At 69.8% G+C, this 25,763-nt stretch carries 30 protein-coding genes; 8 read left to right on the top strand and 22 right to left on the bottom strand.

Annotated features, from left to right (window positions below; all coding sequences use genetic code 11):
- Positions 1-32: 32 nt before the first annotated feature.
- Both KV106_RS26300 and KV106_RS26295 read right to left on the bottom strand, forming a co-directional pair.
- The gene (locus KV106_RS26300; protein WP_261213511.1) at positions 33-689 is read right to left on the bottom strand and encodes an RsmD family RNA methyltransferase; all 657 of its coding nucleotides are present in this window, start codon (positions 687-689) and stop codon (positions 33-35) included.
- A 28-nt stretch (positions 690-717) separates the two neighbouring features.
- The gene (locus KV106_RS26295; RefSeq protein WP_261213509.1) at positions 718-1,353 is read right to left on the bottom strand and encodes a LysE/ArgO family amino acid transporter; all 636 of its coding nucleotides are present in this window, start codon (positions 1,351-1,353) and stop codon (positions 718-720) included.
- Between the two features lie 75 nt (positions 1,354-1,428).
- Here KV106_RS26295 and KV106_RS26290 point away from each other — a divergent pair, with 75 nt between their 5' ends.
- On the top strand, positions 1,429-2,331 hold the full coding sequence (locus KV106_RS26290) for a LysR family transcriptional regulator ArgP (RefSeq protein ID WP_261213508.1): 903 nt from the start codon (positions 1,429-1,431) through the stop codon (positions 2,329-2,331).
- 6 nt (positions 2,332-2,337) lie between these two features.
- Here the strand turns inward: KV106_RS26290 and KV106_RS26285 are convergent, their stop codons facing one another.
- Positions 2,338-3,660: a M16 family metallopeptidase gene (locus KV106_RS26285; RefSeq protein ID WP_261213542.1), complete on the bottom strand. Its 1,323-nt coding sequence runs from the start codon at positions 3,658-3,660 to the stop codon at positions 2,338-2,340.
- Positions 3,661-3,755: 95 nt separating this feature from the next.
- Positions 3,756-5,198, bottom strand: coding sequence for a M16 family metallopeptidase (locus KV106_RS26280; RefSeq protein ID WP_057596075.1), 1,443 nt, complete (start codon positions 5,196-5,198; stop codon positions 3,756-3,758).
- A gap of 29 nt (positions 5,199-5,227) precedes the next feature.
- Between KV106_RS26280 and ftsY the strand changes: the two genes are divergently transcribed.
- Complete coding sequence (gene ftsY / locus KV106_RS26275) at positions 5,228-6,493, top strand: signal recognition particle-docking protein FtsY (RefSeq protein ID WP_261213505.1); 1,266 nt, start codon at positions 5,228-5,230, stop codon at positions 6,491-6,493.
- Between the two features lie 12 nt (positions 6,494-6,505).
- On the opposite strand, the gene KV106_RS26270 is transcribed toward ftsY, so the two are convergent.
- A complete protein-coding gene (locus KV106_RS26270) occupies positions 6,506-8,296 on the bottom strand; it encodes an ATP-binding response regulator (protein ID WP_261213503.1) in 1,791 nt (596 codons plus the stop codon).
- 10 nt (positions 8,297-8,306) lie between these two features.
- Positions 8,307-9,032, bottom strand: coding sequence for a response regulator transcription factor (locus KV106_RS26265; RefSeq protein ID WP_057597537.1), 726 nt, complete (start codon positions 9,030-9,032; stop codon positions 8,307-8,309).
- A 176-nt stretch (positions 9,033-9,208) separates the two neighbouring features.
- On the opposite strand from KV106_RS26265, the gene KV106_RS26260 reads away from it, so the two are divergent.
- Positions 9,209-9,679: an Mpo1 family 2-hydroxy fatty acid dioxygenase gene (locus tag KV106_RS26260; RefSeq protein WP_057597536.1), complete on the top strand. Its 471-nt coding sequence runs from the start codon at positions 9,209-9,211 to the stop codon at positions 9,677-9,679.
- 171 nt (positions 9,680-9,850) lie between these two features.
- Positions 9,851-10,792 (top strand): RNA polymerase sigma factor RpoH, encoded by a 942-nt coding sequence (gene rpoH / locus KV106_RS26255; RefSeq protein ID WP_057597535.1) that lies wholly within the window; start codon positions 9,851-9,853, stop codon positions 10,790-10,792.
- Between the two features lie 61 nt (positions 10,793-10,853).
- Here the strand turns inward: rpoH and KV106_RS26250 are convergent, their stop codons facing one another.
- Genes KV106_RS26250 through KV106_RS26225 form a run of 6 tightly spaced genes read right to left on the bottom strand, consistent with a single transcriptional unit; the run spans position 10,854 to position 16,032 of the window.
- Positions 10,854-11,717 (bottom strand): DNA alkylation repair protein, encoded by an 864-nt coding sequence (locus KV106_RS26250; protein WP_057597534.1) that lies wholly within the window; start codon positions 11,715-11,717, stop codon positions 10,854-10,856.
- Between the two features lie 4 nt (positions 11,718-11,721).
- Entirely contained in the window at positions 11,722-12,339 is a 618-nt protein-coding gene (locus tag KV106_RS26245) for an SCO family protein (protein WP_057597533.1), read from the bottom strand.
- 4 nt (positions 12,340-12,343) lie between these two features.
- Positions 12,344-13,249: a heme o synthase gene (gene cyoE / locus KV106_RS26240; RefSeq protein WP_057597532.1), complete on the bottom strand. Its 906-nt coding sequence runs from the start codon at positions 13,247-13,249 to the stop codon at positions 12,344-12,346.
- Positions 13,246-14,484, bottom strand: coding sequence for a COX15/CtaA family protein (locus tag KV106_RS26235; RefSeq protein ID WP_057597531.1), 1,239 nt, complete (start codon positions 14,482-14,484; stop codon positions 13,246-13,248). Before KV106_RS26235 ends, cyoE begins: the two co-directional genes overlap by 4 nt.
- A gap of 38 nt (positions 14,485-14,522) precedes the next feature.
- Positions 14,523-15,203 carry a hypothetical protein gene (locus tag KV106_RS26230; RefSeq protein ID WP_057597530.1) on the bottom strand — a complete coding sequence of 227 codons (681 nt, stop codon included), beginning with the start codon at positions 15,201-15,203 and terminating at the stop codon, positions 14,523-14,525.
- Complete coding sequence (locus KV106_RS26225; RefSeq protein WP_409976561.1) at positions 15,190-16,032, bottom strand: SURF1 family protein; 843 nt, start codon at positions 16,030-16,032, stop codon at positions 15,190-15,192. Before KV106_RS26225 ends, KV106_RS26230 begins: the two co-directional genes overlap by 14 nt.
- 27 nt (positions 16,033-16,059) lie before the next feature.
- Here KV106_RS26225 and KV106_RS26220 point away from each other — a divergent pair, with 27 nt between their 5' ends.
- Entirely contained in the window at positions 16,060-16,290 is a 231-nt protein-coding gene (locus KV106_RS26220) for a DUF2909 domain-containing protein (RefSeq protein WP_261213496.1), read from the top strand.
- A gap of 77 nt (positions 16,291-16,367) precedes the next feature.
- On the opposite strand, the gene KV106_RS26215 is transcribed toward KV106_RS26220, so the two are convergent.
- From KV106_RS26215 to KV106_RS26180, 8 genes are all read right to left on the bottom strand, one after another.
- Positions 16,368-17,249: a cytochrome c oxidase subunit 3 gene (locus KV106_RS26215; RefSeq protein WP_057596470.1), complete on the bottom strand. Its 882-nt coding sequence runs from the start codon at positions 17,247-17,249 to the stop codon at positions 16,368-16,370.
- Positions 17,250-17,316: 67 nt separating this feature from the next.
- Complete coding sequence (locus KV106_RS26210; protein ID WP_057596469.1) at positions 17,317-17,544, bottom strand: DUF2970 domain-containing protein; 228 nt, start codon at positions 17,542-17,544, stop codon at positions 17,317-17,319.
- Positions 17,544-18,170, bottom strand: a complete 627-nt coding sequence (locus tag KV106_RS26205) for a cytochrome c oxidase assembly protein (RefSeq protein WP_261213495.1) — start codon at positions 18,168-18,170, stop codon at positions 17,544-17,546. The genes KV106_RS26210 and KV106_RS26205 overlap by 1 nt, the downstream gene beginning before the upstream one ends.
- A 37-nt stretch (positions 18,171-18,207) precedes the next feature.
- Positions 18,208-18,321, bottom strand: coding sequence for a cytochrome oxidase small assembly protein (locus tag KV106_RS26200; protein WP_261213493.1), 114 nt, complete (start codon positions 18,319-18,321; stop codon positions 18,208-18,210).
- 46 nt (positions 18,322-18,367) lie between these two features.
- Entirely contained in the window at positions 18,368-20,005 is a 1,638-nt protein-coding gene (ctaD, locus tag KV106_RS26195) for a cytochrome c oxidase subunit I (protein WP_057596467.1), read from the bottom strand.
- Positions 20,006-20,067: 62 nt separating this feature from the next.
- Positions 20,068-21,240, bottom strand: a complete 1,173-nt coding sequence (gene coxB / locus KV106_RS26190; RefSeq protein WP_261213491.1) for a cytochrome c oxidase subunit II — start codon at positions 21,238-21,240, stop codon at positions 20,068-20,070.
- A 60-nt stretch (positions 21,241-21,300) separates the two neighbouring features.
- On the bottom strand, positions 21,301-21,777 hold the full coding sequence (locus KV106_RS26185; RefSeq protein ID WP_057596472.1) for a DUF2244 domain-containing protein: 477 nt from the start codon (positions 21,775-21,777) through the stop codon (positions 21,301-21,303).
- A gap of 178 nt (positions 21,778-21,955) precedes the next feature.
- Positions 21,956-22,873 carry a methyltransferase domain-containing protein gene (locus KV106_RS26180; protein ID WP_057596465.1) on the bottom strand — a complete coding sequence of 306 codons (918 nt, stop codon included), beginning with the start codon at positions 22,871-22,873 and terminating at the stop codon, positions 21,956-21,958.
- Positions 22,874-22,896: 23 nt separating this feature from the next.
- Here KV106_RS26180 and KV106_RS26175 point away from each other — a divergent pair, with 23 nt between their 5' ends.
- The 3 genes from KV106_RS26175 to KV106_RS26165 all read left to right on the top strand — a co-directional run bounded on the left by KV106_RS26175 (position 22,897) and on the right by KV106_RS26165 (position 24,519).
- Positions 22,897-23,613 carry a ComF family protein gene (locus KV106_RS26175; RefSeq protein ID WP_261213490.1) on the top strand — a complete coding sequence of 239 codons (717 nt, stop codon included), beginning with the start codon at positions 22,897-22,899 and terminating at the stop codon, positions 23,611-23,613.
- A gap of 19 nt (positions 23,614-23,632) precedes the next feature.
- Positions 23,633-24,094, top strand: coding sequence for a tRNA (uridine(34)/cytosine(34)/5-carboxymethylaminomethyluridine(34)-2'-O)-methyltransferase TrmL (trmL, locus tag KV106_RS26170; protein WP_261213487.1), 462 nt, complete (start codon positions 23,633-23,635; stop codon positions 24,092-24,094).
- Between the two features lie 131 nt (positions 24,095-24,225).
- Positions 24,226-24,519, top strand: coding sequence for a hypothetical protein (locus KV106_RS26165; RefSeq protein WP_057596462.1), 294 nt, complete (start codon positions 24,226-24,228; stop codon positions 24,517-24,519).
- 21 nt (positions 24,520-24,540) lie between these two features.
- Here KV106_RS26165 and KV106_RS26160 read toward each other — a convergent pair whose 3' ends face one another.
- Positions 24,541-25,002, bottom strand: coding sequence for a MaoC family dehydratase (locus KV106_RS26160; RefSeq protein ID WP_172705582.1), 462 nt, complete (start codon positions 25,000-25,002; stop codon positions 24,541-24,543).
- 94 nt (positions 25,003-25,096) lie between these two features.
- Complete coding sequence (locus KV106_RS26155; RefSeq protein ID WP_261213484.1) at positions 25,097-25,717, bottom strand: ParA family protein; 621 nt, start codon at positions 25,715-25,717, stop codon at positions 25,097-25,099.
- Positions 25,718-25,763 lie beyond the last annotated feature (46 nt).

Here is a 25,763-nt window from a genome sequence, read left to right as displayed (position 1 = left end):
CTCATGCAGCCGATGCGGCTTGGGTCGGCGGATTATGCAGTGCCGTGTGCGGCATGCATCAAAAGGTGTGCATGCACCGCGCCGGCCTTCAAGTGACGGAACACGACGAGGCCGAGCGCGGCCGCTTCCTCGTCGCTCCAGCGGCGCGGTGCCTCGAGATAGATGGCACCGCCCGCGCGTACCGCGCGCGCGGCGGCGCGCAGCGCGGGTTCGTAGAGCATGGTGCTGTCGAAGGGCGGGTCGAGGAAGACCACGTCGAAGCTCGCGGCCGGCGCGCGCTCGAGCGCCGTGACGCCGTTGCCGCGCTCCACGCGCACCGCCTCGGCGGAGAGCTTGGTCTTGGCGGCCTGGATCTGCGCGACCAGCGCGGCGTCCTGTTCGCACAGCAGCACGCCGGCCGCGCCGCGCGACGCGGCCTCGAGGCCGAGCGCGCCGGTGCCCGCGAAGGCATCGAGGCACTGCCAGCCCGGCAGCTCGCCGCCACCGGCGCCGGCCAGGCTCGCGAGCCAGTTGAACAGCGTCTCGCGCACGCGGTCGGGCGTGGGCCGCAGGCCGGGCTTGTCCGCGACGGCGAGGCGGGTGCGTTTCCACTGGCCGCCGATGATGCGCACCTCGTGCGCGCGCGCCGGACGCGCGGGGGAAGAAGTCGTTGGGGTGCGCGAGGGCGCGGCGGCGGGCTTGCGGGGCATGCGGCGAGCTTAACGCGCTCGCCGGGGCTCAGAAGCCCGCGATGGCGCGCCGCGCGAGCAGCGCCGCCAGCACCAGCATCGTGCCGCCGATCAGCGCGTCGAGCATCTGCCAGGCGCGCGGCCGCGCGAACACCGGTGCCAGCAGCCGCGCGCCATAGCCGAGGGCCGAGAACCACAGCGCGCTCGCGAGCGCCGAGCCGGCCACGAACCATCCCTTGAGCGAGCCCGCGTACTGCGCGCCGGTGCTGCCCACGAGCAGCACGGTGTCGAGGTAGACGTGCGGATTCAGCAGCGTGAAGCCCGCGGCCTGGGCCAGCACCGCGGTGCGCGACAGCGAACTGCCCTGCGTGACCGTGCGCAACGCACCGGCCGCGCGCGAGCGCCACAGCGCGCGCAGCCCGTAGCCGGCGAGGAACAGCGCGCCGAAGCCGGCGAGCGCGGTGGCCAGCATCGGCCGGCCCTGCAGCGCCTGCGCCATGCCGGCCACGCCGGCCGAGATCAGCACCGCGTCGCTCACGGCGCAGAACAGCACGACCGCGCTCACGTGCTCGCGGCGCAAGCCCTGGCGCAGCACGTAGGCGTTCTGCGCGCCGATGGCGACGATGAGCACCAGGCTCATGAGGAGCCCGTTGAGGAAGGCGGTGGTGACGATTTCGGCAGACATGGTGCGAGCTTGCCGCCGTCTCGGAATTAACTCAAACTAAACTTCCTTAAGCCAATTCAGTTTTGCTTCATTTCCATGCTCGACTACGCCGCCCTCAACGCCCTGGCCACCGTGGTGCGCGAAGGCAGCTTCGAGCGCGCGGCCCGCGCGCTCAACGTCACGCCCTCGGCGGTGTCGCAGCGCGTGAAGCTGCTCGAGGAACGCATCGGCGGCGCGCTGCTGGTGCGCGGCCAGCCCTGCGTGGCGACCGAGGCCGGGCTGCAGCTGTGCCGGCATGTCGAGCGCGTGGGCATGCTCGAGCACGAGCTGCGCGATGCGCTGCCGGTGCTGGGCGCCGGCGAGGCCGGCGAACGGGTCACGGTGCGGGTGGCGGTCAATGCCGACAGCCTCGCGACCTGGTTCGTCGCCGCGGCGGCCGCCTTCTCGCAGCAGCACGGCGCGCTGCTCGACCTCACGGTCGACGACCAGGACCACACGGCCGAGCGCCTGCGCAGCGGCGCGGTGCTGGCGGCGGTCACCGCGCTCGCGCAGCCGGTGGCCGGCTGCAACAGCGAGGCGCTGGGCACCATGCACTACGTGGCGGCCGCCAGCCCGGCCTTCGTGCAGTCGCATTTCGCCACGGGCGTGGGCGCGCGCACGCTGGCGCGGGCGCCGAGCCTGGTGTTCGACCGCAAGGACGCGCTGCAGGCGCGCTGGGTGCGGCGCATCTGCCATCGCGAGGTCGAGACGCCGCGCCACTGGCTGCCCTCGCCGCAGGCCTTTGTCGAGGCGGCGCGCGCGGGCATGGGCTGGGGCATGCATCCGCTGAGCATGGTGGCGCAGGCCTTGCGCGACGGCTCGCTGGTGGAGCTGGTGCCGGGCTCGCGGCTGCCGGTGCCGCTGTACTGGCAGCAGGCGCGCGCGGCGCCGCGGCTGCTCGCACGGCTCGGCGATTGCGTGCGCGCTGCCTCGCGCACGGGGCCGCACGCGCTGGCCTGAGGAGGCCTACTTGCCCTGCGGCCTGGCCTGCGGGTCGCTGCCCACCACCACCGTCACCATGCGGTCGGGCTGCAGCTTGCGTGCGAACGCGGCCTTGATGTCGGCGGCGGTCACGGCATTCATGCGCGCGGTCCAGGTGTCGAGGTAATCGAGCGGCAGGTCGTTCCAGGCGATGTTGGCGACGTTGCCGATCAGCTTGCGGTTGCTGTCGAGCAGGAGCGGAAAGCCGCCGATCAGGTTGTCCTTCGCGGCCTTGAGCTCGTTCTGCGTGGGCCCTTCGGCGACGAACTTCGCGAGCACCTCGCGCGCCACCTTCACCGCCTCGGCCGCCTGGTCGGGCCGGGTCTGGAAGCCGACGCGGAACGCGCCCGCGTCGAGCCCCGGCGCGAAGCCGCTGTAGACGCTGTAGGTCAGGCCGCGCTTCTCGCGCACCTCGTCGGTCAGGCGCGAGACGAAGCCGCCGCCGCCGAGGATGTAGTTGCCGAGGTTGAGCGCGAAGTGGTCGGGGTCCTTGCGCGGATAGCCGGGCTGGCCGATGTAGACATGGGTCTGCGCCGACTCGAAGGGAATGCGCAGCTCCTTAGATTCGGCCAGCGCCGGCACCGGTGCGATCGCGGGCAGCGGCGTGCAGGCCTCGGGGCCGGGCAGCCGCGACAGCATCGCGTTGGCGATGCCTTCGGCCTGCGCGCGCGTCACCGCGCCCACGATGCTGAGCTTGGCGCGGCACGGCACGATCAGTTGCTGGTAGCGCTGGCGCATGGCCGCGGTGTCGATGCGCGCGAGCGTGGCCTCGGTGGTCTGCTGGCCATAGGGATGGCCGCCGTAGACCGCGGTCGCGAAGGCGCGCGCCGCGACCGTCGCGGGCTTGGTGTTGCCCTCGCGGATCGAGGCGGAAAGGCGCTCGCGTTCGCGCTGCCAGATGTCGTCGGGGAAGGTGGGTTCGCCGATCACGCGCGCGGCCAGCGCCACCGCCTTGTCGAGCAGCTGGGGGTCGGCGAGGCTGCGCAAGGTGTAGCTGGTGCGGTCGTTGCTGGCGCTGACGTCGAACTCGGCGCCCAGATCGGCCCAGGCCTCGCCCAGCGCGTTCTGGTCGAGCGCGGGCTCGCCGTTGCGGCCGGCGCGCACGCCCTTCTCGACCATGGTCGAGCTCACGCTCGCGAGGCCGGCCTGGTCGGCGGGATCGCGCCGGCTGCCGGCATCGAAGTCGACCTCGACGTCGACGATCGGCAGCGCCTGCGAGGACACCAGGTAGATCTTGGCGCCGTTGGCGAGCGTCCAGTGTTCGATCGGCAGCGCGGCCTGCGCGGCCAGGCCGGCGAAGCCGAGCATGGCCAGCACGCCGGTGCGCAGCAGGCGGCCGGCGGCGGCCGGCTTGGAAAGGAAGAGGGACATGGGGATCGAGCCTTCGAGCGATGCGGCGGCGTTCAACGCAGTTCTCCCGCGGGAGCGGCGAAGCCGCGGGCACGGGGTCGTGCATCGGGCGGCAGCGGGACCAGGGTGGCCACGGTGAGCTGGTCGTCGCCGAAGTACCTGGCGGCCACCGCCTGCACCTGCGCGGCGGTCACGGCCTGCAGCTTCGCGATCATGCGCGGGTCGGCATCGAGCGGCAGGCCCTGCACCCAGTTGCTGCCGAGTTCGCGCGCCTGCGCCATCACCGAATCGCGCTTGTAGGTCTCGCTCGCCACCCACTGCGTCTTGACGCGCGCGAGCTCGGCCTCGCCCACGCCTTCCCTGGCGATGCGCGCGACCTGCGCGCGCAGCGCGGCCTCGACCTGCGCGGCGGTCTTGCCGGCCGCGGGCACGCCCGCCAGGCCGAACAGCTGCGGGCCGCGCCCGATCAGCCCCGAATAGGCACCGGCCGAATCGGCCACGCGCTCGGGTCCCTGCGTGAGCGCGCGGTCGAGCCGCGCGCCGGTGTAGCCGTCGAGCACGGCCGACAGCACCTCGAGCGCCCAGGCGTCGCTCTCGGCATCGATGCTCTCGAGCTGCGGGATGCGGAAGGCCAGCGAGACGTAGGCCTGCTCGGCCGGCGCCTTGAACTCGATGCGGCGGATGCCGCGCTGCGGCGGCTCGATGCGCGGCTTGCGCACCGGCACCGCGCGCGCGGGAATGCCGCCGTAGTACTTCTCGGCCAGCGCGCGCACCTTGTCGACGTCGACATCGCCGGCGATCACGATCGCGGCATTGGCGGGCACGTACCAGCGGCGGTGGAACTCGCGCACGTCCTCGGGCGTCATCGCGTCGAGGTCGCTCATCCAGCCCACCACCGGCCGGTGGTAGGGCGAGGCGGTGAAGACGGCCGCGCTCTGCTGCTCGCCGAGCAGGGCGCGCGGCTGGTCCTCGGTGCGCATGCGGCGCTCTTCCTTGACCACCTCGATCTCGCGCTTGAACTCGTCGTCGGGCCACTGGTTGTTGGCGAAGCGGTCGGATTCGAGCTTCATCACCTGCTCGAGGCTGCCGACCGGGATCTGCTGGTAGTAACCGGTGTAGTCGCGCGTGGTGAAGGCGTTCTCCTGCCCTCCCAGCGCCGCCACGCGGCGCGAGAACTCGCCGGGCTTGATCGACTTCGTGCCCTTGAACATCATGTGCTCGAGCGCATGGGCCACGCCCGAGGTGCCGTCGACCTCGTCGATCGAGCCCACGCGCACCCAGACCATCTGCACCGCGGTCGGCGAGCGCCGGTCGGGCTGCACGATCAGGGTCATGCCGTTGGAGAGGGTGAACTGCTGGGGACCTGGAGCCGAAGCGGTGGCGGCGGTGGCCGGGGGCGATGGCTGTTGCGCCTGCGCGGGCAGGCCCCAGGGCGCCACGAACGCCAGGGCCAGCACCGCACCAGACGCAGCGCGGCGTGGCGAGGGGTGTTTCATAGAATGGCTCCGATTCTAAAAAGCGCCCGATGTTCAGTTTCTTCAAGAAAAAACCACCCGCGGAAACGCCCGAAGCACCGGCCCCGCAGGCGCCAGCGACTCCGCCGGCCGAACCTGCCCCCGCCGCGGAGAGCGCGCCCTCGCGCTCGGTGTTCTCGCCCTCGAGCTGGTTCGGCGCGAAACCGGCGGCGAAGGAAACACCGCCTCCCGCACCGGTGGAACCGCCCGCCGCACCGCCGGCGCCGGTGGCCGCGCCCCCGGTGCAACCCGTGGCGCCGGCCCCCTCCCCGGCCCCCGTCGCGGCGCCGCCCGCCGTCGACCTCCCGATCCTCGCGCCGGCCCCCGCGCCCGTGCCCGCACCGGTGCTCGAGATCGCCCCCCCGCCCGCGCCCGAACGCCGAGGCTGGCTCGACAAGCTCAAGACCGGCCTGCGCAAGACCGGCACCGGCATCCAGGCGGTGTTCGTCAATGCCCAGATCGACGACGCGCTCTACGAAGAACTCGAGTCGGCGCTGCTGATGGCCGATGCCGGCGTGAAGGCGACCGAATACCTGCTCGACGACCTGCGCCGCCGCGTGAAGAGCCAGATGGCCACCGACGCGTCGCAGGTCAAGCGGCTGCTGGCCGAGGCCATCGCCGACCTGCTGCGCCCGCTCGAGAAGCCGCTGGAGATCGGTCGCCACACGCCCACCGTGATCATGGTCGCGGGCGTGAACGGCGCGGGCAAGACCACCTCCATCGGCAAGCTCACCAAGCACCTGGCCAACGAAGGCGCCTCGGTGCTGCTGGCCGCGGCCGACACCTTCCGTGCCGCGGCGCGCGAGCAGTTGCTGGTCTGGGCCGACCGCAACACGGTGGAGATCGTGAGCCAGGAAGGTGGCGACCCTTCCGCCGTGAGCTTCGACGCGGTCAACGCCGGCAAGGCGCGCGGCAAGGACGTGGTGCTGGTCGACACCGCCGGGCGGCTGCCGACGCAGCTGCACCTGATGGACGAGCTCAAGAAGATCAAGCGCGTGGTCACCAAGGCCGACGCCACCGCGCCGCATGAAGTGCTGCTGGTGATCGACGGCAACACCGGCCAGAACGCGCTGGCGCAGGTCAAGGCCTTCGACGAGACGCTGGGCCTGACCGGGCTGGTCGTGACCAAGCTCGACGGCACGGCCAAGGGCGGCGTGCTGTGCGCGATCGCGCGCGAGCGGCCGATCCCGGTCTACTTCATCGGCGTGGGCGAGAAGCTCGAGGACCTCGAGACCTTCGACGCGCGCGAGTTCGCGCAGGCGCTGCTGGGCAACTGAAGGCCCGCCGCTTCAGCCGGCGCGCACCGCCTCGCTCATCGCCTCGAGCAACCGGTCGGCCACCACCGGCTTGAACAGCACCGGCACGCGCGACTCGCGCACGCGCTGCAGCCGGTCGGGCGAGGTCTCGCCGGTGATCAGCAGCAGCGGCGTGGCACGCCCGCCGTTGCGGCTCAGGCGCAAGCCCACGTCGAGGCCGTCGACGCCATCGGCCAGCCGGTAGTCGCACAGCAGCAGCTCGAAGGGACGGCCCTCGCCGTGCGCCTGTGCCAGCGCCCGCGCGGCCGCCGCCTCGTCGTCCACGGCCCGCGCCTCGACCGCGTGCGAGCGCAGCAGGCCGGTCATGGCCTCGCGGATCTCCTGCTCGTCGTCGAGCAGCAGCACGCGCGCGGGCAGCCGCGCCGCGCCGCGGTGGCGCTGCTCCCCGGCATCGGTCGCCGCGGCCTGCGGCGAGAAGGGCCCGGCCAATGCGCCGGCCTGCGCGTTCGCGGCCTGCACCACCAGCCGGAAGTGCGTGCCGCGGCCCAGGCGCGAATGCATCTGCACCGGATGGCCGAGCAGGCGCGAGAGACGCTGCACGATCGACAGCCCGATGCCCAGCCCGCGCGAGCGGTCGCGGCCCGGGTTGTCGACCTGGTAGAACTCCTCGAAGATCCGGCCCGACTGCTCCGGCGCGATGCCGATGCCGGTGTCGCGCACCTCGATCCACACCTTCTCGCCGCGGTCGCGCGCGATCACCGTCACGCCGCCGCTGGCGGTGTACTTGAGCGCGTTGTCCATCAGGTTCGACAGCATGCGGTGCAGCAACTGCGGATCGCTGCGCACCCACAGGCCGCTGGCGCGCACGCGCAGCTGCAGCGACTTCTGCTCGGCGCGCGCCGAGAAAGTGTGGTTGAGCGGCAGGAACAAGGCGTCGAGCTGTACCGCCTGCACCTCGGGCACGACCACGCCGGCATCGAGCCGCGACACGTCGAGCATGGTGTCGAGCGAGGCGCCGAGCGCATTCACCGCGCGCATCAGCCGCTCGGCGTTGCGGCCCTCGGGACGGTTGCGCAGTTCGTTCTCGAGCGCCGCGCCGAACAGCGCGATCGCATGCAGCGGCTGGCGCAGGTCGTGGCTGGCGGTGCCGAGGAAGCGGGTCTTCTCGAGGCTGGCCCGCTCGGTGGCCGCGATCTGCTCGCCCAGGCGCGCGGCCAGTGCCTCGTTCTCGAAGCGCAGCATCAGCGAATCGGTCAGGAGCCGGTGCTGGCGAATGCCCGCGTGCAGGGTCAGCATCAGGTAGGCCGCGCCGGCCGCGGCCAGGAACAGGTGCAGACCGTCGCCCTGCCAGGCCAGCGCGGTGATCATGCCCAGCGACATCGGCAGCGTGTAGCCGAACAGCGCGGGCTTCAGCGGCCACAGCGACTGCGAGGCGCGCGCACAGCTGCCGACGATGACCGCCATCAGCAGCGAGGTCATCGGCAGGTTGCCGGCCGGCACGACCAGCCAGGGCACGACGGCCGTGACCATGCTGACCAGCGTGACCAGGCGCGAGATCTTGCGCGCCCAGTACGGGCTCTCGACGGCCGGCCGCGCCGGGTACCAGCGCGGCGTGAAGAACACGTAGACGTCGGCCAGCACCATGCCGGCCATCCAGAACAGCAGCCGCGGGTCGTGCAGCTGCGCATAGAGGATGGCGCCGAACACCGCCACGAAGCACAGGTGGGTCAGCGTCGAGGCGCTGTAGGTGTCGTAGACCGAGGCGACGTGTTCGCGCAGCACGCGCTGGCCGAGAACGACGTCGGCGGCCGGGTCGTTCAGCACCGCGCGCCGTTCAATGCAGGGTGCTGATCAACTGGGCCCGCGAGCGCATGCCGAACAGCAGCAGGATGGTCGACACGTGATTCTTCACCGTGCCTTCGCTCAGGTTGGCGAGCTGGGCGATCTCCTTGTTGGCCTTGCCTTCGAGCACCCACTGCAGCACCTGCATCTGGCGCGGCGTGAGTTCCTGCCAGGCGCTGGCATGGGCGAACTCGGCATAGCCCGTGAGCGCCTTCGGCACGGCCGGCGGCGGCGACTGGGCGGCATCGGGGTCGAGCAGGCCGCAGGCGCGGATGAAGCTCACCACTTCCTTCAGGTCGGCCGACTTGGGCAGGAAGGCGCTCGCGCCCAGCGCCAGCACGCCCTGCGCCAGGGTGCTGTTGCCGGTGCCCGAGAGCACCACGATGCGGGCCTCGGGATAGCGCAGGCGGAACTCGGCCAGGCCGCTCAGGCCATGGGTGTCGGGCAGCGCGAGGTCGAGCAGCACCAGGCCGATGGCGTCCTGGTGCGCCTCGTAGAGCTTGAGCGCGTCGGCGACGTTGCCGGCCTCGTAGACCTCGATCGCGGCGCCCGAGGAGGTCGCCTGGGCCTGGACCAGCGCGCAGACGCCGAGTCGCAGCAGGTCGTGGTCGTCGACCACCAGGATCGCGGTACGGCCGCGCGGCGCGATGCCGGCCTGCGCCGCCGAGGACGGGGGAGTGGAGGAGGAAGAGGGATCGAGCGGAGCCACGCGCCGCATCTTAGCGATGCCCCCAGGGGGCGACAGTGCCGGAAGTCATGCTGGTCCCAGCGGCGGCCGCTCGATGTAATGCTATTGTTTGTATAGCACTTGCCAGCGAGGCCGGCGCGGGGCACCATCGGCGGATTCCATCGTGGGCCGCGACGAACGGCCCGCACGAGCCACGGAGACACGCCATGCCGCACACCGCCACCGCCCACGCGCCCGAGGCCGCCAGCGACCGCAAGGTCGATCGCCTGCTCGCCCACTACGAACAGAGCCACCGGCACCCGACCAACGAACTGATCCACTTCGTGGCGATCCCCGCGATCATGGTCAGCCTGGTCGGGCTGATCTTCGCGATCCATCCCTGGGCTGCCTATGCCTTCCTGCTGGCCAGCCTCGTCTACTACCTGACGCTGCGCTCGCCGGTCTTCCTGCTCGCGATGGGCCTCCAGACTGCCATCCTGCTGGCGCTGGTCCATGCCATGGGCAGCCTTGTGTTGCCGATTTCCGCCGCCATCTTCGTGGTGGCGTGGATCTTCCAGTTCATCGGCCACAAGATCGAGGGACGGAAACCTTCGTTCTTCGAAGACATCCAATACCTCTGGGTCGGGCCGCTGTTCGTGGTGTCCAAGCTGCTGCTGAAGCTGGGCATCCGCTGGTAAGTACCCGCTTACGGGACTTTGCCGGCCGCAAGTCGGACAAGACCGCGGTCCTTCGGGGCAGCCGGCCGACAGTCCCTGCCTATCGGCCCGATAGAGACTTTAGGGGAACCCTTGCCTTAGCACTCCCTCTAACCGAGTGCTAATATGGCCAATACGAAGGAGTTTCCCCTGATGACATCCCTGTCTGGAGCCTCTGCCAACCAGCTCGCCGTCGCCAACCCCTGGTCGATGGTGCCCCCGCTGGGTAACCTGGATGCTTATATTTCGGCCGCCAACCGACTGCCGCTGCTCACCCTCGAGGAAGAGCAGGGCTTCGCCCGCCGTTTGCGCGACCACAACGACCTCGAAGCGGCCGGTGCGCTGATCCTCTCGCACCTGCGCCTCGTGGTGTCCATCTCCCGCCAGTACCTGGGCTACGGGCTGCCGCACGGCGACCTGATCCAGGAGGGCAACGTCGGCCTGATGAAGGCCGTGAAGCGTTTCGACCCCGACCAGGGCGTGCGGCTGGTGAGCTACGCCATGCACTGGATCAAGGCCGAGATCCACGAGTACATCCTGAAGAACTGGCGCATGGTCAAGGTCGCGACGACCAAGGCCCAGCGCAAGCTGTTCTTCAACCTGCGCTCGATGAAGCAGGGCTTCAAGGCCGACTCGGCCGCGGCCGACACCGGCACGCACCGCGAAACGCTGAGCGCCGACGAGGTGACGCAGATGGCCGCGCGCCTGAACGTGAAGCCCGAGGAAGTGCTCGAGATGGAAACCCGGCTCTCGGGCGGCGATGTGCTGCTCGACCCGAGCCCGAACGACGACGGCGAGGAAGCCTTCGGCCCGATCGCCTACCTGGCCGACGCGACGCAGGAACCGACCGCGCTGCTCGAATCGCAGCAGCGCGACCGCCTGTCGAGCGACGGCATCGCGACCGCGCTCGAGGCCCTCGACGCACGCAGCCGCCGCATCGTGGAAGAGCGCTGGCTCAAGGTCAACGACGACGGCTCGGGCGGCATGACGCTGCACGACCTGGCCGCGGTCTATGGCGTGAGCGCCGAGCGCATTCGCCAGATCGAAGTGGCCGCGATGAAGAAGATGAAGAAGGCGCTGGCCGACTACGCCTGATCGGCTTCTTCCGCCCCTTCGAACGAGCCCGGCCCCCGCGCCGGGCTTTTTCTTGGGGCGTTCAGCCCGAAGTCTTGGCGAGGGTGCGCAGCGCGCGCTTGGCGATGTAGCGCGTCTCGGCCACGTTCGATTCCTTCACCCAGCGCGCGCACACGCCGTCGACCCACTCCGCCTGCGTCTTGCTCGCGTCGTTGAGCCAGTTGGCGACCGAGTTCTGCACGTAGCGGCTGCCGTCGGCGCGCAGCGGCTCCAGCAGCGGCAGCGCGCGCCAGGGCTCGGCCTTCAGCGCCTCGATCTGCGCGCACCACACGCCGCGCGGGCGCGTGAGTTCGCTCGCGAAGCGGCGGATGTTGGGATCGTCGTCGCGCACCCACGGCTGCAGCAGCGCGAGCGCCTCGTCGAGCGAGCCGACGACCGCGTCGCGCACCGCCATCCAGGCGATCTCGCGCACGCCGAAGTGCGGATCGGCCGCGAAGCGCCGCACCGCCTCGAGCTGGCCGGCCAGCGGCAATTGCGACAGCGTGACCCACTGCGCCGCCCAGCAACGCGCGACGTCGCTGGCATGCGTGGCGAGCCGGTGCGCAACGGCGTCGCGTTCGTCGTGCAGCGCGGCGAGGTCGTACAGCGCCCGCGCGATGTGGCCATGGCGCTGCATCGGCTTGAAGGCACTCAGCATCGCGAGCGTGTCGACCAGCCGCTCGCTCGCCGCGTCGAGGCCGATGTGGCCCGCCACGCTGCGCGCCAGCTGCGGCAGTTCGAGCGCGAGGAATTCGTTGAGGTTGACGGTCTCGATCAGCCCGTCGTTGAGGGCGCGCAGCACCTCGGGAGGAATCAGCGCGATGCGGAACGCGCCCTTGCGCGCCTTCAGGTGCGCGACCGCCGCGATGGCCGCGGCGAGGCTCTCGGCCTCCGTGCCGCTCGCCATGGCCTCAGGCCGCCAGCAGGGTCTTGATGTCGGCCACCATCGGCGGCACGCCGGCGCCGTAGCGCGCGTACAGCCGCAACCGGCCCTGCGGGTCGTAGACGAAGCTCGCGGCCGAGTGGTCCATCGAATAGCTGGTGGGCGTCTTGCCGTCCACCTTCTTGTAATAGACCTTGAAGTCCTTGGCGGTGGCGACGAGCTCGTCGGCGGTCGGGATCAGCGCGACGAAGCTGGGGTCGAAGGCGCCCATGTAGGCCTTCATCACCTCGGGCGTGTCGCGCGCCGGATCGACCGTGACGAACACCACCTGCAGCTTGTCGCCGTCGGCACCGAGCTGCTGCTTGACCTGCGCCATCTCGGTCATGGTGGTCGGGCAGACGTCGGGGCACTGCGCGTAGCCGAAGAACAGCACGACCACCTTGCCCTTGAAGTCGGCCATGGTGCGCTGCTTGCCGTCGGCGTCCTTCAGCGAGAAGTCGCGCGCGTAGTCGGCGCCCGTGATGTCGACCGCATTGAAGCTCTGCTTGGGTTCGCTGCAGCCCGCGAGGCCCAGCCCCACGGTGGCGGACACGGCCGTCCAGCCCGCGCCGGCGGCGATCAACTTCAGGGCATTGCGCTTGTTCATGGGGTCAGCGGAGGTAGTGGTCGACGAGCAGCGCCGCGAACAGCACGCTCAGGTGGATCAGCGAGAACCGGAAGGTCTTGCGCGCCAGGGCGTCGGAGTAGTTGCGCCACAGCGCGAAGGCGTAGCCGGTGAAGCCCACGCTCACGGCCACGGCCACCACGAGGTAGAGCCAGCCGCTCATGCCGTAGGCGAAGGGCATCAGGCAGGCCGCGAACAGGATGAAGGTGTAGAGCAGCACCTGCAGCCGCGTGAACTCGTTGCCGTGCGTGACCGGCAGCATCGGCAGGCCGGCCTTGCGGTAGTCCTCGACGCGGTAGAGCGCCAGCGCCCAGAAGTGCGGCGGCGTCCACAGGAAGATGATGAGGAACAGGATCAGCGCCTCGGGCCCGACCTCGCCCGTCATCGCGGCCCAGCCCAGCACCGGCGGCATCGCGCCCGAGGCGCCGCCGATCACGATGTTCTGCGGCGTCAGCGGCTTGAGGATCACGGTGTAGATCACCGCATAGCCGACGAAGGTGGCGAAGGTCAGCCACATGGTGAGAGGGTTGACGGTGAACCACAACAGCACCGAGCCGGCCGTGCACAGCGCCGCCGAGAACAGCAGCGCCTGGCGGTCGCTGAGCTCGCCGCGCGCGGTCGGGCGCCAGGCGGTGCGCTTCATCTTGGCGTCGATGCCCTTCTCGACCAGGCAGTTGAACGCGGCCGCCGCGCCCGCCACCAGCCAGATGCCGATGCAGGCCAGCACGGCGCGCTGCACGTCGAGCCACGAAGGCGCGCCGGGCACGGCGAGCACCATGCCGATCAGCGCGCAGAAGACGATCAGCTGCACCACGCGCGGCTTGGTGAGCGCATAGAACTGCCGCAGCACGCTCGCGCCATGCGCCTGCTGCAGGGGAATCGGGGTGCTCATCGGGGGACCTCCGCGCCGCGCAGGGGGGCGCCAGGTGGAACGGCGGGCTTCGCGCGCGACAGGCGGGCGCCGGCCGCCTGCTCGCGCCGGCTCTCGCACAGCGCCCAGACCAGCACCACCGCGAGCGCGGCGGCACCGCCCGTGTGCAGCAGGGCGGCCGCGAGCGGCCAGCCGAGCAGCACGTTGCCCAGGCCGGTCGCGAGCTGCAGCAGCGCGAGGCCGGCGAGCCAGCCGGCCTGCGGGCGCAGGCTGTCGATGCGGCGCATGCGCCAGGCCAGCAGGCCGAGCGCGACGAACACGAGGTAGGCCATGAGCCGGTGCGCGTAGTGGATCGCGGTGAGCGCCGCGAAATCGAGCGGCACGCCCTCGCCGGTCACGCCGAGGTGGCGCCAGATCTCGAAGCCCTGCGCGAAATTCATCGGCGGCCACCAGCTGTCCTGGCAGGTCGGGAACTGGGTGCAGGCCAGCACCGCGTAGTTGGTGCTGACCCAGCCGCCGAGCGCGATCTGCAGCACCAGCAGCACCGAGGTCGCGATCAGGCCGTTGCGCAGCGCCGGCGACACCGGCGTGGGCAGGCGCTGCGCGGCCACCTGGCGGTAGCGCACGGCCTGGATGCACAGCAGCGCGAGCAGCACCACGGCGCCCAGCAGGTGCAGCGTGACGATGGCGGGGAAGAGCTTCCAGGTGACGGTGAGCGCGCCGAAGGCCCCCTGCAGGCAGACCCAGACCAGCGTGGCCGCGGGCCACCAGGCGCTGAGCGCGGCATGGTCGCCCTCGCGCCGCGCCGACGACGGTGCCGCCCTCGCCTGCTGGCGCTGCCGCGCGCGCACCACCCAGGTCGCGACCGCGAGCACGGTGATCAGCGCGCCAACGCCGGTGGCGAGGTAGCGATGGACCATCTCGACCCAGGCCTTGCTGTGCGTGACCGGGCCGGTGGGCTGCGCGGCCTGCGCCATCGCGATCTCGTGGCGCGCGCCGACCGGGCTCGCATTGCCGTAGCAGCCGGGCCAGTCGGGGCAGCCCAGGCCCGAATCGGAGAGGCGCGTGAAGGCGCCGAACAGCGTGAGGTCGAAGGTCAGGAACAGCGTGAGCACGGTCAGCGCATGCAGCCGCCGCGCCGGGCCCGCGCCCGCGTTGCGCCGCCACACCCAGACCAGCGGCCCGAGCGCGATCAGCGCGCCGGCCGCCAGCAGCCAGGCGATCGGCGTGAGGTCGTAGAGCGAGCTGGTGTCCATCTTGATTGAAATCGTCGTGCGTCTTCGTCGTCGCGAGCTCAGCGGCCCGGCTCGTCCCACGAGGCGGAGGCGCGCAGCAGGCGGTCGAGGTCGCGCTTGGCGCGGCCCGCGCCCTTGGCATCCATGCGCGCGGGGAAGCGCATCATGAAGTTGCCCATCGGGTCGACCACGAACAGGTGCTCGGCCAGCGTGTGGCCGGTTTCGGGCGTGAGCCACCTGGCGAGCTGCTCGGGCGGCAGGCGCAGCACGGTGGCGCCGCGCAGGCCGTTCTCGAGGCGCTCGGGCACGGGCGCGGCATCGCTGACCAGCCAGACGCGGTCGAGCCGGTCCTTCTCGCGGCCCAGCACCTCGCGCAGCTGGCGCTGCAGGTAGAGCTGCTGCTCGCACAAGGCGTCGCAGGCGGCATCGGCCACCGCCACCAGCAGCCACTGGCCCTTGAGCGTCTGCAGGCTGACCGGCGCGCCCGCACGGTCGGCGGCGGTCAGCGCCGGCATCTCGTGCTGCGGATCGATCAGCTGGCCATAGACGCTGCGGCCCTCGGGCCGGATCACGTAGTAGGTGAAATACGAGGCGATCACGGGCGCCGCGCACATCAGCATGACGGCGATCATCTTCCAGCGCCCGACGACCGTGCGGCGGCCCTCCGCGCCGTCGAGCACCTGGGTCGGCGACGGCATCGAGTGCACGGTCAGCCCCAGCGGCTCGTCAGAGGCCTGCATCGCGGCGTGCGCGGCGCGAGCGCCGGAGGGGGGCAATGAATTGGAACCAGACATAGAGGATCACCACGAGGGCCGACAGGCCGAACCACTGGAATGCATAGCCATAGTGTTTCTCCAGGCCCAGCGCGGGCGCCGGCCAATCGCGCTGCAGGCCCTCGGAAGCGGGCCCGGTCTGCTGCAGCGACACGTCGGTGCGCAGCGGCAGTTGCGTTTCGGCACGGAAGCCTTCGAGGTCGAGATTCTGCCGGATGGGCGAAGACCCCTCGCCAGCCGGTGCCGAGGCCGGTGCGGCGGGCTTGCCGAGCTCGAGCAGGTGGCCCGGCGGCGGCTCGATCAGGCCGGTGACGTCGACGAGGCCGGCCGGCGTCTCGACCGCGCCCAGCTGCGTGCGGTCGTTGAAATTGCGCTGGATCCAGCCGCGCTGCACCATCACCGTCTGGTTGCTGCCCTCGAGCGCGAGCGGCGTCAGCACGTAGAAGCCGGGCACGCCGTGCATCTGGCGGTTGTCGAGGTAGACCGATTGCGCCGCGAGCCACAGCCCGCGCAGGTGCACGGGGCGGTGCAGCATCTCGGCGGGACGCTCGAGCGCGAGGAAGTCGGCCTGCTCGAGCGGCGGCTTGAGCTTCTGGGCCTCGATCTCGGCCTGCAGCGCCTCTTTTTGCGCCGCGCGCGAAAGCTGCCAGCGGCCCAGCGAGATGGTCGACGACACGGTAACCAGCGCGGCGATGGTCATCAGCCAGAAGCGGGCCCAGGTCCAGCCGCGGTCGCTGCGCTGGCGGGAGGAGGCGCGGTCCGGCGCGGGGGGCGGGGTCAGGGGATCGGGAGTCACTGGAGCGCGGGTGGCAGGCGGCCGATAATGCGGGTCATGAAATACTTCGTTGCCCTGTTGTTGGTGGGCATCTTCGCGAGCCTGGCTTTCGCGCTCTTCTACATGTTGAAGGACGGTCGCAACGGGCGCGCCAAGAGCGGCGGCATGGCGCGCGCGCTCACCTTTCGGATCGGCCTCTCGGTCTTTTTGTTCCTCTGCATGCTGCTGGCCTGGAAATTCGGCTACGTCCAGCCCACCGGGCTCCCTCTCGGCAAGTAGGTGGTGCTCGTTCCACGAGAACCATGAAAAAGGCGCCTGACGGCGCCTTTTTTCTGGAATGCCGCGAGGTGCTTCGCTCAAAGCCAATAGACCAGCATGTAGAGGCCCAGCCACACCACGTCGACGAAGTGCCAGTACCAGGCGGCGCCCTCGAAGCCGAAGTGGCGCTCGGGCGTGAAGTGGCCCTTCTGCAGGCGCAGCGTGATGAACAGCAGCATCAGCATGCCGATGAACACGTGCAGGCCGTGGAAGCCGGTCAGCATGAAGAAGGTCGAGCCGTAGGTGCCCGAGCTGAGCTTGAGGTTCAGTTCGGTGTACAGGTGGTGGTACTCGTAGCCCTGCACGCCCAGGAAGATCACGCCGAGCAGCACGGTGAGCCACATGAAGCGGATGGTCTGCGCGCGATGGCCGGCACGCAGCGCGTGGTGGGCGATGGTCAGCGTCACGCCCGAGCTCAGCAGCAGCGCGGTGTTGATCGTGGGCAGCCAGAACGGGCCGACGGTCTGGAACGGCTCGACGATGCCGGCCGGCGAACCGGTCGCGCCGGCCGCGACGCTGGGCCACACGGCCTTGAAGTCGGGCCACAGCAGCGCGTTGTCCAGGCTGCCGAGGTTCGGCAGCGCGTGGGTACGGGCCCACCACAGCGCGGTGAAGAAGGCGCCGAAGAACATCACCTCGGAGAAGATGAACCAGCTCATGCTCCAGCGGTACGAGAGATCGATCTTGTGGCCGTACTGGCCGCTCTCGCTCTCGCCGATGGCGGCGCGGAACCACACGAACAGCGTGCCGAGCCAGATCAGCATGCCCAGCAGCAGCGACCACGCACCCCACTGGTGGCCGTTGATCCACTGCCCCGCGCCGAGGATCACGAAGAACAGGCCGATGGCGGACACGACCGGGTAGGCCGAGGGTCCTGGCACGAAGTAGTAAGGCGTGGTGCCGTGGGTGGTTGAACTCATATCAGCTCCTGGCTTTCTTTCTTCTCTCGATTCGATGGGTTCTGGGTATCGTGGGTTCGTTCGGGTCTCAGGGCGCGACCACGAAGCGCACCACCAGCACGAGGCCGACGATGAACGCGATCACCATCACGAAGGCGACCGCGATGATGTGCAGCGGGTTCAGCTTGGCCAGGTCGTCCTGGTAGGCGCTCTTCTTGCGAATGCCGAAGAACGACCAGGCCACGGCCTTGAGCGTCGCGAGCAGCGAGCCCTTGCGCTGCGTGGCGGGGGTCGGGGTGGGCGGCGAATCGACCATCACGAACGCGGCTCGGCGGCGGTGGCGGGCGCGACGGCGACCGGCGCCGCGGGCGTCTTGCCGCCGACCTCGAAGAAGGTGTACGACAAGGTGATCGTCTTCACGTCCTTCGAGATCTTGGGATCGATCACGAAGGCGACCGGCCACTGCTTCTTCTCGCCCGCGTCGAGCGTGTACTGGTTGAAGCAGAAGCACTCGAGCTTGTTGAAATAGGGCGCGGCCTGCTGCGGCGCGTAGCTCGGGATGGCCTGCGCGGCCATGCGGCGGTTCTGCACGTTCTGGAACTCGTACATCACCGTGTTGAGCTCGCCCGGGTGCACTTCCATCGTGCGCTCGGCCGGCTTGAAGTCCCAGAGGCCGCCGCGCACGTTGGAGTCGAACTCGACCTTGATCGTGCGGGTCATGTCGATCTGCGTGTTGTCGGGCACGCGCACGTTCTTGCCGCCGCTCGCGCCACCCGGCACCTCGAGCTCGGAGAGCGCGAGGATGTTGATGCCGGTCATCTCGCAGATGGCGCGGTACAGCGGCACCAGCGCGTAGCCGAAGGCGAACATGCCGCCGGCGACCACGGCCAGCTTGCCGACCATCTGGACATTGGCGCGCCGGATGCGTTGACCGAGGCTCATGTGCGTGTGCTCCCGTGCCTGGAAATTGATGGAGGCGTCAGCGGCCGCTGAACCAGACCATGCGCACGACGAAGCCGACGAAGAAGATCAGCGCGATCGAGGCCAGCGTGAGCCCCATGCGGCGGTTGCTTCTTCTCTGTTCGGGCGTCATCGCGTGGCGGTCTCGGTCGTCGGGATTGCGTGGGGCGGTGCGGCGCTCAGCCGATCACCTTGGTGGCGGTCGCGTCCAGCTTGGGCGGCGTCTCGAAGGTGTGGAACGGCGCCGGCGACGGCACTTCCCACTCGAGGCCCTCGGCGGCTTCCCACGGCTTCTGTGGTGCCTTCTCGCCCTTGCCGAGCATGGTCGGCAGCACGACGAAGAAGAAGAAGTACACCTGGGCCAGGCCGAAGGCGAAGGCGCCGACCGATGCCACCGCGTTGAAGTCGGCGAACTGCATCGGGTAGTCGGCATAGCGGCGCGGCATGCCCGCCAGGCCCAGGAAGTGCATCGGGAAGAAGGTGATGTTGAACGAGATCAGCGACCACCAGAAGTGGATCTTGCCGCGCGTTTCGTTGTACATCACGCCGGTCCACTTGGGCGCCCAGTAGTAGTAGCCCGCGAACATCGCGTAGAGCGAGCCGGCCACCAGCACGTAATGGAAGTGGGCCACCACGTAGTAGGTGTCCTGCAGCTGGATGTCGATCGGCGCGATCGCGAGGATCAGGCCGGTGAAGCCGCCCATCGTGAACACGAAGATGAAGCCCACCGCGAACAGCATCGGCGTCTCGAAGGTCATCGAGCCCTGCCACATGGTCGCGATCCAGTTGAAGATCTTCACGGCCGTCGGCACCGCGATCAGCATGGTCGCGTACATGAAGAACAGCTGGCCCGTGACCGGCATGCCGGTCGTGAACATGTGGTGCGCCCAGACGATGAACGACAGGATCGCGATCGACGAGGTGGCATACACCATCGAGGCGTAGCCGAACAGCTTCTTGCGCGCGAAGGCCGGCACGATCTGGCTGATGATGCCGAAGGCCGGCAAGATCATGATGTAGACCTCGGGGTGGCCGAAGAACCAGAAGATGTGCTGGTACATCACCGGGTCGCCGCCGCCCGCGGGGTTGAAGAAGCTGGTGCCGAAGTGGCGGTCGGTCAGCGTCATCGTGATGGCGCCGGCGAGCACCGGCATCACGGCGATCAGCAGGTAGGCGGTGATGAGCCAGGTCCAGCAGAACATCGGCATCTTCATCAGCGTCATGCCGGGGGCGCGCATGTTGAGGATGGTCACGATGATGTTGATCGAGCCCATGATCGACGAGGCGCCCATGATGTGCATCGCGAAGATGCCGGCGTCCATCGAGGGGCCCATCTGCAGCGTGAGCGGCGCGTAGAGCGTCCAGCCCGCGGCCGGTGCGCCGCCGGGCATGAAGAACGAACCGACCAGCATCAGCGCCGCCGGGATCAGCAGCCAGAAGCTGAAGTTGTTCATGCGCGCGAACGCCATGTCCGAAGCGCCGATCTGCAGCGGGATCATCCAGTTCGCGAAGCCCACGAAGGCCGGCATGATCGCGCCGAACACCATGATCAGGCCGTGCATGGTGGTGAACTGGTTGAACAGCTCGGGGTTCACGAGCTGCAGGCCCGGCTGGAACAGCTCGGCGCGGATCAACAGCGCGAGCACGCCGCCCACCATCAGCATCGTGAAGCTGAACAGCAGGTAGAGCGTGCCGATGTCCTTGTGGTTGGTCGCGAACACCCAGCGGCGCCAGCCGGTGGGCGCGTGGTGGTCATGGTGGTCGTCGTGCGCGTGGTCGCCATGGGCGTGACCGTGGGGGTCGAGGACTGCACTCATTTCATCGTTCCTTGAATATCTCGTCGCTGGGCGCTGTTCGCTGTGTTGTTCCGGTCAACCGATCACTTGCCGCGCAGGGCAAGGACTTCGGCCGGCTGCACGATCTGGCCCGTCTTGTTCGACCAGCTGTTCTTGGTGTAGGTGGCGACGGCCGCGAGGTCGGTGTCGCTCAGCTGCTTCCAGGACGGCATCGCGCCGTTGTTCTGGCCGTTGAGCAGCACCATCAGCTGCACCTTGTGGTCGGCGTCGAGCACCTTCGGGTCGCCGTCGAGCGCCTTGATCGGGCCCGCGCCCTTGCCGTTGGCCTGGTGGCAGGCCGCGCAGTTGGCGGCGTAGACCTTCTCGCCGCGCGCCATCATGTCGGGCAGGGTCCAGACCTTGGTCGGGTCGTCGAGCTTGGCGGCGGCTTCCTTGCGCTTGGCGGCGACCCAGGTCGTGTAGTCGGCGGCCGAGACCACCTTCACGTGGATCGGCATGTAGGCGTGTTCCTTGCCGCACAGTTCCTGGCACTGGCCGTAGTAGTCGCCGACGGTCTCGGCGCGGAACCAGGTGTCGCGCACGAAGCCGGGGATCGCGTCCTGCTTGATGCCGAGCTGCGGCACCGCGAAGGCGTGGATCACGTCGTTGGCGGTGGTGATGATGCGAACCTTCTTCTGCACCGGCACGACCATGGGGTTGTCGACCTTGAACAGGTAGTCGTCGGGAATCGCGCCCTTGGCGCCGGCGTCGGACATCGCGCGCTGCGAGCTGTCGAGCGTGGAGATGAAGGCCAGGCCCTCGCCTTCGCCGTTCAGGTAGTCGTAGCCCCACTTCCACTGGTAGCCGGTGGTCTTGATCGTGAGGTCGGCGTTGGTGGTGTCCTTCTGGGCCACCAGCACCTTGGTGGCGGGCAGCGCCATCGCGATCACGATCAGGAAGGGAACGATGGTCCAGATGACTTCGACCACCACCGATTCATGGAAGTTGGCGGCCTTGTGGCCCACCGACTTGCGGTGCTTCCAGATCGAATAGAACATGACCGCGAACACGGCCACGAAGATCACCGTGCAGATGATCATCATCACCGTGTGCAGGAAGTGCTGCTCCTGCGCAATCTTGGTCACACCGACCGGAAGATTCAACTGGCGCACCGAGGGGCCGCCGGGCAGATCGTTGACTGCGTGCGCCGCGCCGCTGAAAGCCGCGCCGGCCGCCAGCATCGCCGGCATGAACTTATTGCGCCAAATGCTCTTCATCGTGTTCACGTTTCTTCAAATTTTCAACAAACCCAACCGTGCGGCACCGCGCGAGCCCCCTCAGGCGCCGCGCAACGCCATCCGGATCTCGCGCGCCAGTGCGGCCCTCAACTCCGGCCGCACATAGCGTCCCACCCTGACCGACCGACCCTGGCCCGACAACTCGATCAGCGATCGGTCGCCGGTCTGCGGCTCGATCCGCACCCGGTGCGGAAGAAATTCCGTGCGCTCGTAGCTCCCGCCGTTCTCGAGTTCGACCACGAGCCGACCTGCCTGCAACATGATCCTCTCGCCGTCGGTCGCATGCCGCGCGTAGGCCATGAACGCGAACCCCACGGCGGCCAGTTCGAGCCAGGCGAACGGCAGCACGAGCGGCGCGCCATGCAGCCAGAAGACCGTGCCTATACCGAGCGATACCACGCACAGCGAAGCGTAGAGCCAGCCGAGCTGGCTCGGCGTCACCGAGCAGTTCCGCTTCAGGAACCAGTGGATGTTCTGGCCTGAAACGGTGGCAAATCGAAACACGGAATTCGACACGGGCGAGTTCAGCAAATCGGTCAATCGGCGCCCGCCCGAACCCTTGTCTTCCACGGGTTCCGACGGACCTCGATCGCGGGCATGTACCCACGAGTTTCACGCAACGGCGGATTGTAGCGGGTAGATACCAGCGGCCGTGTACCGAATGCGGCACGCGCGGGCCGCTCGACAACCGGCTTCAGTGGGCCGGCGGGCGCCCGCGCTGCAGCATCGCGCGCATCTCGCGCAGCGAGACCGCGCTCTCGGCCGACAGCGAGACCCGCGGGGTCGGCTTGAAGGCATGGCCGTAGATGATCTCGAAGGTCAGCGCGATCCGGCCCTCGCCGCCCTCGGCCGGCGCGAGCTCGGGCAGCGCCTTTCGCAAGGCCGCGTGCCAGGCCCGGCCGCGCAGGGCCGGAAAACGCGCCGGATGCAGGTTGCGCCCGAGCGTGCGCAGCTCGGCCAGCGCGGCCTCGGGCGTGGCCCAGGTCAGCACGATGCGCTCCATGTCCATCACCGGCTCGGCGAAGCCGGCATGCACCAGCATGTCGCCCCAGTCGTGCATGTCGGTGAACTCGTGACTGGCGGCCGGCCAGCCCAGGCGCGCATGCAGGGCGCGCAGTTCGCGCAGGGTGTCGGGGCCGAAGCACGAGAACATCAGGAAGCCGTCGGTGGCGACCTGCCGGTGCCAGTGCGCGATCAGCGCCTCCGGGTCGGCCGCCATGTGCAGCGCCATGTTGGCCCAGAGCAGGTCGACGCCCTCCTCGGGCAGTCCGTCGAAGCGCAGCTTGCCGCCCTGCCAGCGGCGCGCGCTCCACCAGGGCGCGGCCAGCGCGGCCGAGGTCGCGGCGGCCAGCGCGGGTTCGGGCTCGATCACGAAGGCCTCGGCCTCGCGGTAGCGGCGCGCCAGCAGCTCGTGCGCCTCGAGGCCGCCGCGCAGCGGCGCCCAGTCGGCCCAGTGGCGCGGCCTGGCCTTGATCCATTGCAGGCGGTCTTCCATGCGCCGCCCGATCTCCTCGTGCAGCCAGGGCGAGCCGTCGGCGGGCGCCAGCCGGCGCCAGCGGGCGGCCGCCGCGGCATCGATGGTCGGCGGTCGTCGTTGGGGGTCGGTGGCCATGGGGGCGTGAGTATATTGAGCCCATGCTCAGCCGCTGGACCGCACGCCCTTTGACCTCGCTGTTGGCACGGCTGCCCAGCCAGTGCGCGCTGTGCCGCGACTGGCCGTCGCGCCCGGTGTGCGAGGCCTGCGCCGCGCGCTTCGCCGCCAGCGCGCCGCGCTGCCAGACCTGCGCGCTGCCGCTGCCCGCGGGCGTGGCGCGCTGCGGCGACTGCGTCGTGCACCCGCCGCCGCTCGATGCCTGCCTCGCGGCCTGCGACTACGCCTGGCCCTGGCCGGACTGCGTCGCCGACTTCAAGTTTCGCGGCGACACCGGCTGGGCCGGCCCGCTCGCGCAGCTGCTGCGCGCCATCCCGCGGGCGGCGGCGCTGCTCGATGCCTGCGACCGCGTGCTGCCGATGCCGCTCGCGCCGGGCCGGCTGCGCGAGCGCGGCTTCAACCAGGCACTCGAGCTGGCGCGCCGGCTCGCGCCCGGCAAGACCGATGCCGCGCTGCTGCTGCGCACGCGCGAGACGCCGGCCCAGCGCGGCCTCTCGCGCGCCGAGCGCATGCGCAACCTCCAGGGCGCCTTCGCGGTCGAGCCGCTGCGCGCCGATGCGCTGGCCGGGCGGCGCGTGGTGCTGGTCGACGACGTGATGACCACCGGCGCCTCGCTGTTCAGCGCGGCCCAGGTGCTGCGGCGCGCGGGCGCGGCGCATGTCGCGGGCATCGTGCTGGCGCGCACCGGCAAGCCGCACTGAGCGTGGCGACAATCGGGCCATGTTCCATATCGTCCTGGTCCACCCCGAGATTCCGCCGAACACCGGCAACGTGATCCGCCTGGCCGCCAACACCGGCTGCACCCTGCATCTGGTGGAGCCGCTGGGCTTCTCGATGGACGACAAGCTGCTGCGCCGCGCCGGCCTCGACTACCACGAGTACGCCGAGGTGCGCCGCCATGCGAGCTGGCAGGCGCTGGTCGACAGCGAACGGCCGGCGCCCGAGCGCCTGTTCGCGCTCACCACGCGCGGCACCCGCGCCGTGCACGACATCCGCTTCGCGCCCGGCGACTGGCTGGTGTTCGGCTCCGAGACCAGCGGCCTGCCGCCCGCGATCCGCGAGAGCTTCGATCCCGCGCAGTGGCTGCGGCTGCCGATGCGCGAGGGCCAGCGCAGCCTGAACCTGTCGAACGCGGTGGCGGTGACGGTGTTCGAGGCCTGGCGGCAGAACGGATTCAAATGAGGCTTCGCGACCCCTCGCGCGATGGGGTCGCATCCGAACGGCGGAATCCCCCGTATGGAAAGCATGCCGGCTCGATGCATTCCGGCATGCCGATCCACCCACGCTCCACACGGGGCACGAGGAGTTCCACCATGCAAGCCAAGTCCATCGCCTTCGCCGCCCTCGCCACCCTGGTCCTGAGCCACGGCGCCCAGGCCTTCCAGGGCGAACAGAATCCGCTGCCCGCGGCACCGTTCCAGTCGACGCTGTCGCGCGCCGAGGTGCAGGCCCAGGCCATGCGGCCGCTGCGCATCACCAATGGCGGCACCGGCGTGGCCCGACCGACCGACGGCATGACCGACCGCGCCGCGGTGCGCGCCAGCGCGGTCGGCATCACGCGCCAGGGCGCGGCCGCCTATGGCGAGATCAGCGACCGCCGCATGTAAGAAAAGAAGGGGCCGCCCGCGTCAGCGGTAGCGGCGCACCACCGACTCGGCCACGCAGGCGGGCTTGGCCGCGCCTTCGAGCTCGATGGTGGTTTCCCAGGTCATCTGGATGCCGTCGTCGGCAATGGGTTCGGCGGTCAGCAGCTTCATGCGCGCGCGCAGCCGCTTGCCCACCGGCACGGGCGACATGAAGCGCACCCGGTTCAGGCCGTAGTTCACGCCCATGCGCGACTCCACCACGTCGAGCGCGGTCTCGTAGAAGCGCGGCAGCAGCGACAGGGTGAGGAAGCCGTGGGCGATCGGCCCGCCGAAGGGACCGGCCTTCGCGCGCTCGAGGTCGACATGGATCCACTGGTGGTCGCCGGTCGCCTCGGCGAACTGGTTGACCTGCTCCTGGGTGATGGTGATCCAGTCGCTCACCGCGACTTCCTGGCCGACGCAGGCGGCCAGATCCTGAAGGGTCTGGAAGGTCTTCTTGGTCATGCGCCGCACTCTAGCGGCAAGGCCGCGGCCGCGGGTGTCGGCACCGCGACAAGCGGCCTCAGGGAATACCTGGGGCGCCCAGACACGCGGCGGCTCAGCTTTCGAGCCATTGGCAGATCGGCTGCCATTGCTCGAGGTCGCGCTGCACCCGTCCCGGCGCGATGTCGAACACGGTGAGTCCGCGCGCCGCGAGCTGCACGTAGTTCTGCGTGTCGCGCAGCTCGCCGACCACCGGCACGCCCAGCCCCGCGATGAATTCGTTGAGCCGGTCGGCCGCCAGCGTGCGGGCGTTGACGCGCATGCCGACCAGGCCGATCTGCGTCTTCTCGGCGCGGCGCTGCTCGAGCAGCCGGTCGATGAATTCGCGCGTGGCGTAGATGTCGAAGATGCTCGGCTGCAGCGGCACGATGAGCTTGTCGGCCAGCCCGATCACGTCCTTGAAGCGCCAGCCGTGCAGGCCGGCCGGCGTGTCGAGCACCGCATGGGTGGTGCCGCGCGGCGGGCGCACCACGCTGTTGTCCTCGGTGGCGTCCCAGGTCGAGATGGTCCGCGCCTGCGGCGGGCGCAGCCCGAGCCAGAGCCGGGAGGACTGCTGGCGATCCACGTCGCCGAGCATCACGGCGTGGCCGCGGCTTGCAAAGTAGCCCGCGATGTTCGTCGCGAGCGTGGATTTGCCAACGCCACCCTTGGGATTGGCGACCAGAACCACCGGCATGGAAATCTCCTCCAGAAGGGACAGTCCGCCATGGTAGTGGCTGGCG

Source organism: Variovorax endophyticus (genome assembly GCF_025376855.1).
In the GTDB taxonomy this organism is placed as follows: domain Bacteria; phylum Pseudomonadota; class Gammaproteobacteria; order Burkholderiales; family Burkholderiaceae_C; genus Variovorax.
Note: the sequence above shows the minus strand (reverse complement) of the source record. Positions and strands in the feature narration are given on the sequence as shown.

What these genes read in the sequence shown, in the direction of transcription:
- KV106_RS26155 (WP_261213484.1), bottom strand. Translation starts at nt 25,717, where the DNA reads ATGCCGGTGGTTCTGGTCGCCAATCCCAAGGGTGGCGTTGGCAAATCC.
- coxB (WP_261213491.1), bottom strand. Translation starts at nt 21,240, where the DNA reads ATGAAGAGCATTTGGCGCAATAAGTTCATGCCGGCGATGCTGGCGGCC.
- KV106_RS26300 (WP_261213511.1), bottom strand. Translation starts at nt 689, where the DNA reads ATGCCCCGCAAGCCCGCCGCCGCGCCCTCGCGCACCCCAACGACTTCT.
- KV106_RS26220 (WP_261213496.1), top strand. Translation starts at nt 16,060, where the DNA reads ATGCGGGTCATGAAATACTTCGTTGCCCTGTTGTTGGTGGGCATCTTC.
- ctaD (WP_057596467.1), bottom strand. Translation starts at nt 20,005, where the DNA reads ATGAGTGCAGTCCTCGACCCCCACGGTCACGCCCATGGCGACCACGCG.
- KV106_RS26295 (WP_261213509.1), bottom strand. Translation starts at nt 1,353, where the DNA reads ATGTCTGCCGAAATCGTCACCACCGCCTTCCTCAACGGGCTCCTCATG.
- KV106_RS26175 (WP_261213490.1), top strand. Translation starts at nt 22,897, where the DNA reads ATGCTCAGCCGCTGGACCGCACGCCCTTTGACCTCGCTGTTGGCACGG.
- KV106_RS26285 (WP_261213542.1), bottom strand. Translation starts at nt 3,660, where the DNA reads ATGCTCGGCTTCGCCGGCCTGGCCGCGCAGGCCGCGCTGCCGATCGAA.
- KV106_RS26210 (WP_057596469.1), bottom strand. Translation starts at nt 17,544, where the DNA reads ATGGTCGATTCGCCGCCCACCCCGACCCCCGCCACGCAGCGCAAGGGC.
- KV106_RS26200 (WP_261213493.1), bottom strand. Translation starts at nt 18,321, where the DNA reads ATGACGCCCGAACAGAGAAGAAGCAACCGCCGCATGGGGCTCACGCTG.
- rpoH (WP_057597535.1), top strand. Translation starts at nt 9,851, where the DNA reads ATGACATCCCTGTCTGGAGCCTCTGCCAACCAGCTCGCCGTCGCCAAC.
- KV106_RS26250 (WP_057597534.1), bottom strand. Translation starts at nt 11,717, where the DNA reads ATGGCGAGCGGCACGGAGGCCGAGAGCCTCGCCGCGGCCATCGCGGCG.
- KV106_RS26230 (WP_057597530.1), bottom strand. Translation starts at nt 15,203, where the DNA reads ATGCAGGCCTCTGACGAGCCGCTGGGGCTGACCGTGCACTCGATGCCG.
- KV106_RS26215 (WP_057596470.1), bottom strand. Translation starts at nt 17,249, where the DNA reads ATGAGTTCAACCACCCACGGCACCACGCCTTACTACTTCGTGCCAGGA.
- KV106_RS26260 (WP_057597536.1), top strand. Translation starts at nt 9,209, where the DNA reads ATGCCGCACACCGCCACCGCCCACGCGCCCGAGGCCGCCAGCGACCGC.
- ftsY (WP_261213505.1), top strand. Translation starts at nt 5,228, where the DNA reads ATGTTCAGTTTCTTCAAGAAAAAACCACCCGCGGAAACGCCCGAAGCA.
- trmL (WP_261213487.1), top strand. Translation starts at nt 23,633, where the DNA reads ATGTTCCATATCGTCCTGGTCCACCCCGAGATTCCGCCGAACACCGGC.
- KV106_RS26165 (WP_057596462.1), top strand. Translation starts at nt 24,226, where the DNA reads ATGCAAGCCAAGTCCATCGCCTTCGCCGCCCTCGCCACCCTGGTCCTG.
- KV106_RS26160 (WP_172705582.1), bottom strand. Translation starts at nt 25,002, where the DNA reads ATGACCAAGAAGACCTTCCAGACCCTTCAGGATCTGGCCGCCTGCGTC.
- KV106_RS26280 (WP_057596075.1), bottom strand. Translation starts at nt 5,198, where the DNA reads ATGAAACACCCCTCGCCACGCCGCGCTGCGTCTGGTGCGGTGCTGGCC.
- KV106_RS26205 (WP_261213495.1), bottom strand. Translation starts at nt 18,170, where the DNA reads ATGAGCCTCGGTCAACGCATCCGGCGCGCCAATGTCCAGATGGTCGGC.
- cyoE (WP_057597532.1), bottom strand. Translation starts at nt 13,249, where the DNA reads ATGAGCACCCCGATTCCCCTGCAGCAGGCGCATGGCGCGAGCGTGCTG.
- KV106_RS26235 (WP_057597531.1), bottom strand. Translation starts at nt 14,484, where the DNA reads ATGGACACCAGCTCGCTCTACGACCTCACGCCGATCGCCTGGCTGCTG.
- KV106_RS26265 (WP_057597537.1), bottom strand. Translation starts at nt 9,032, where the DNA reads ATGCGGCGCGTGGCTCCGCTCGATCCCTCTTCCTCCTCCACTCCCCCG.
- KV106_RS26245 (WP_057597533.1), bottom strand. Translation starts at nt 12,339, where the DNA reads ATGAACAAGCGCAATGCCCTGAAGTTGATCGCCGCCGGCGCGGGCTGG.
- KV106_RS26290 (WP_261213508.1), top strand. Translation starts at nt 1,429, where the DNA reads ATGCTCGACTACGCCGCCCTCAACGCCCTGGCCACCGTGGTGCGCGAA.
- KV106_RS26180 (WP_057596465.1), bottom strand. Translation starts at nt 22,873, where the DNA reads ATGGCCACCGACCCCCAACGACGACCGCCGACCATCGATGCCGCGGCG.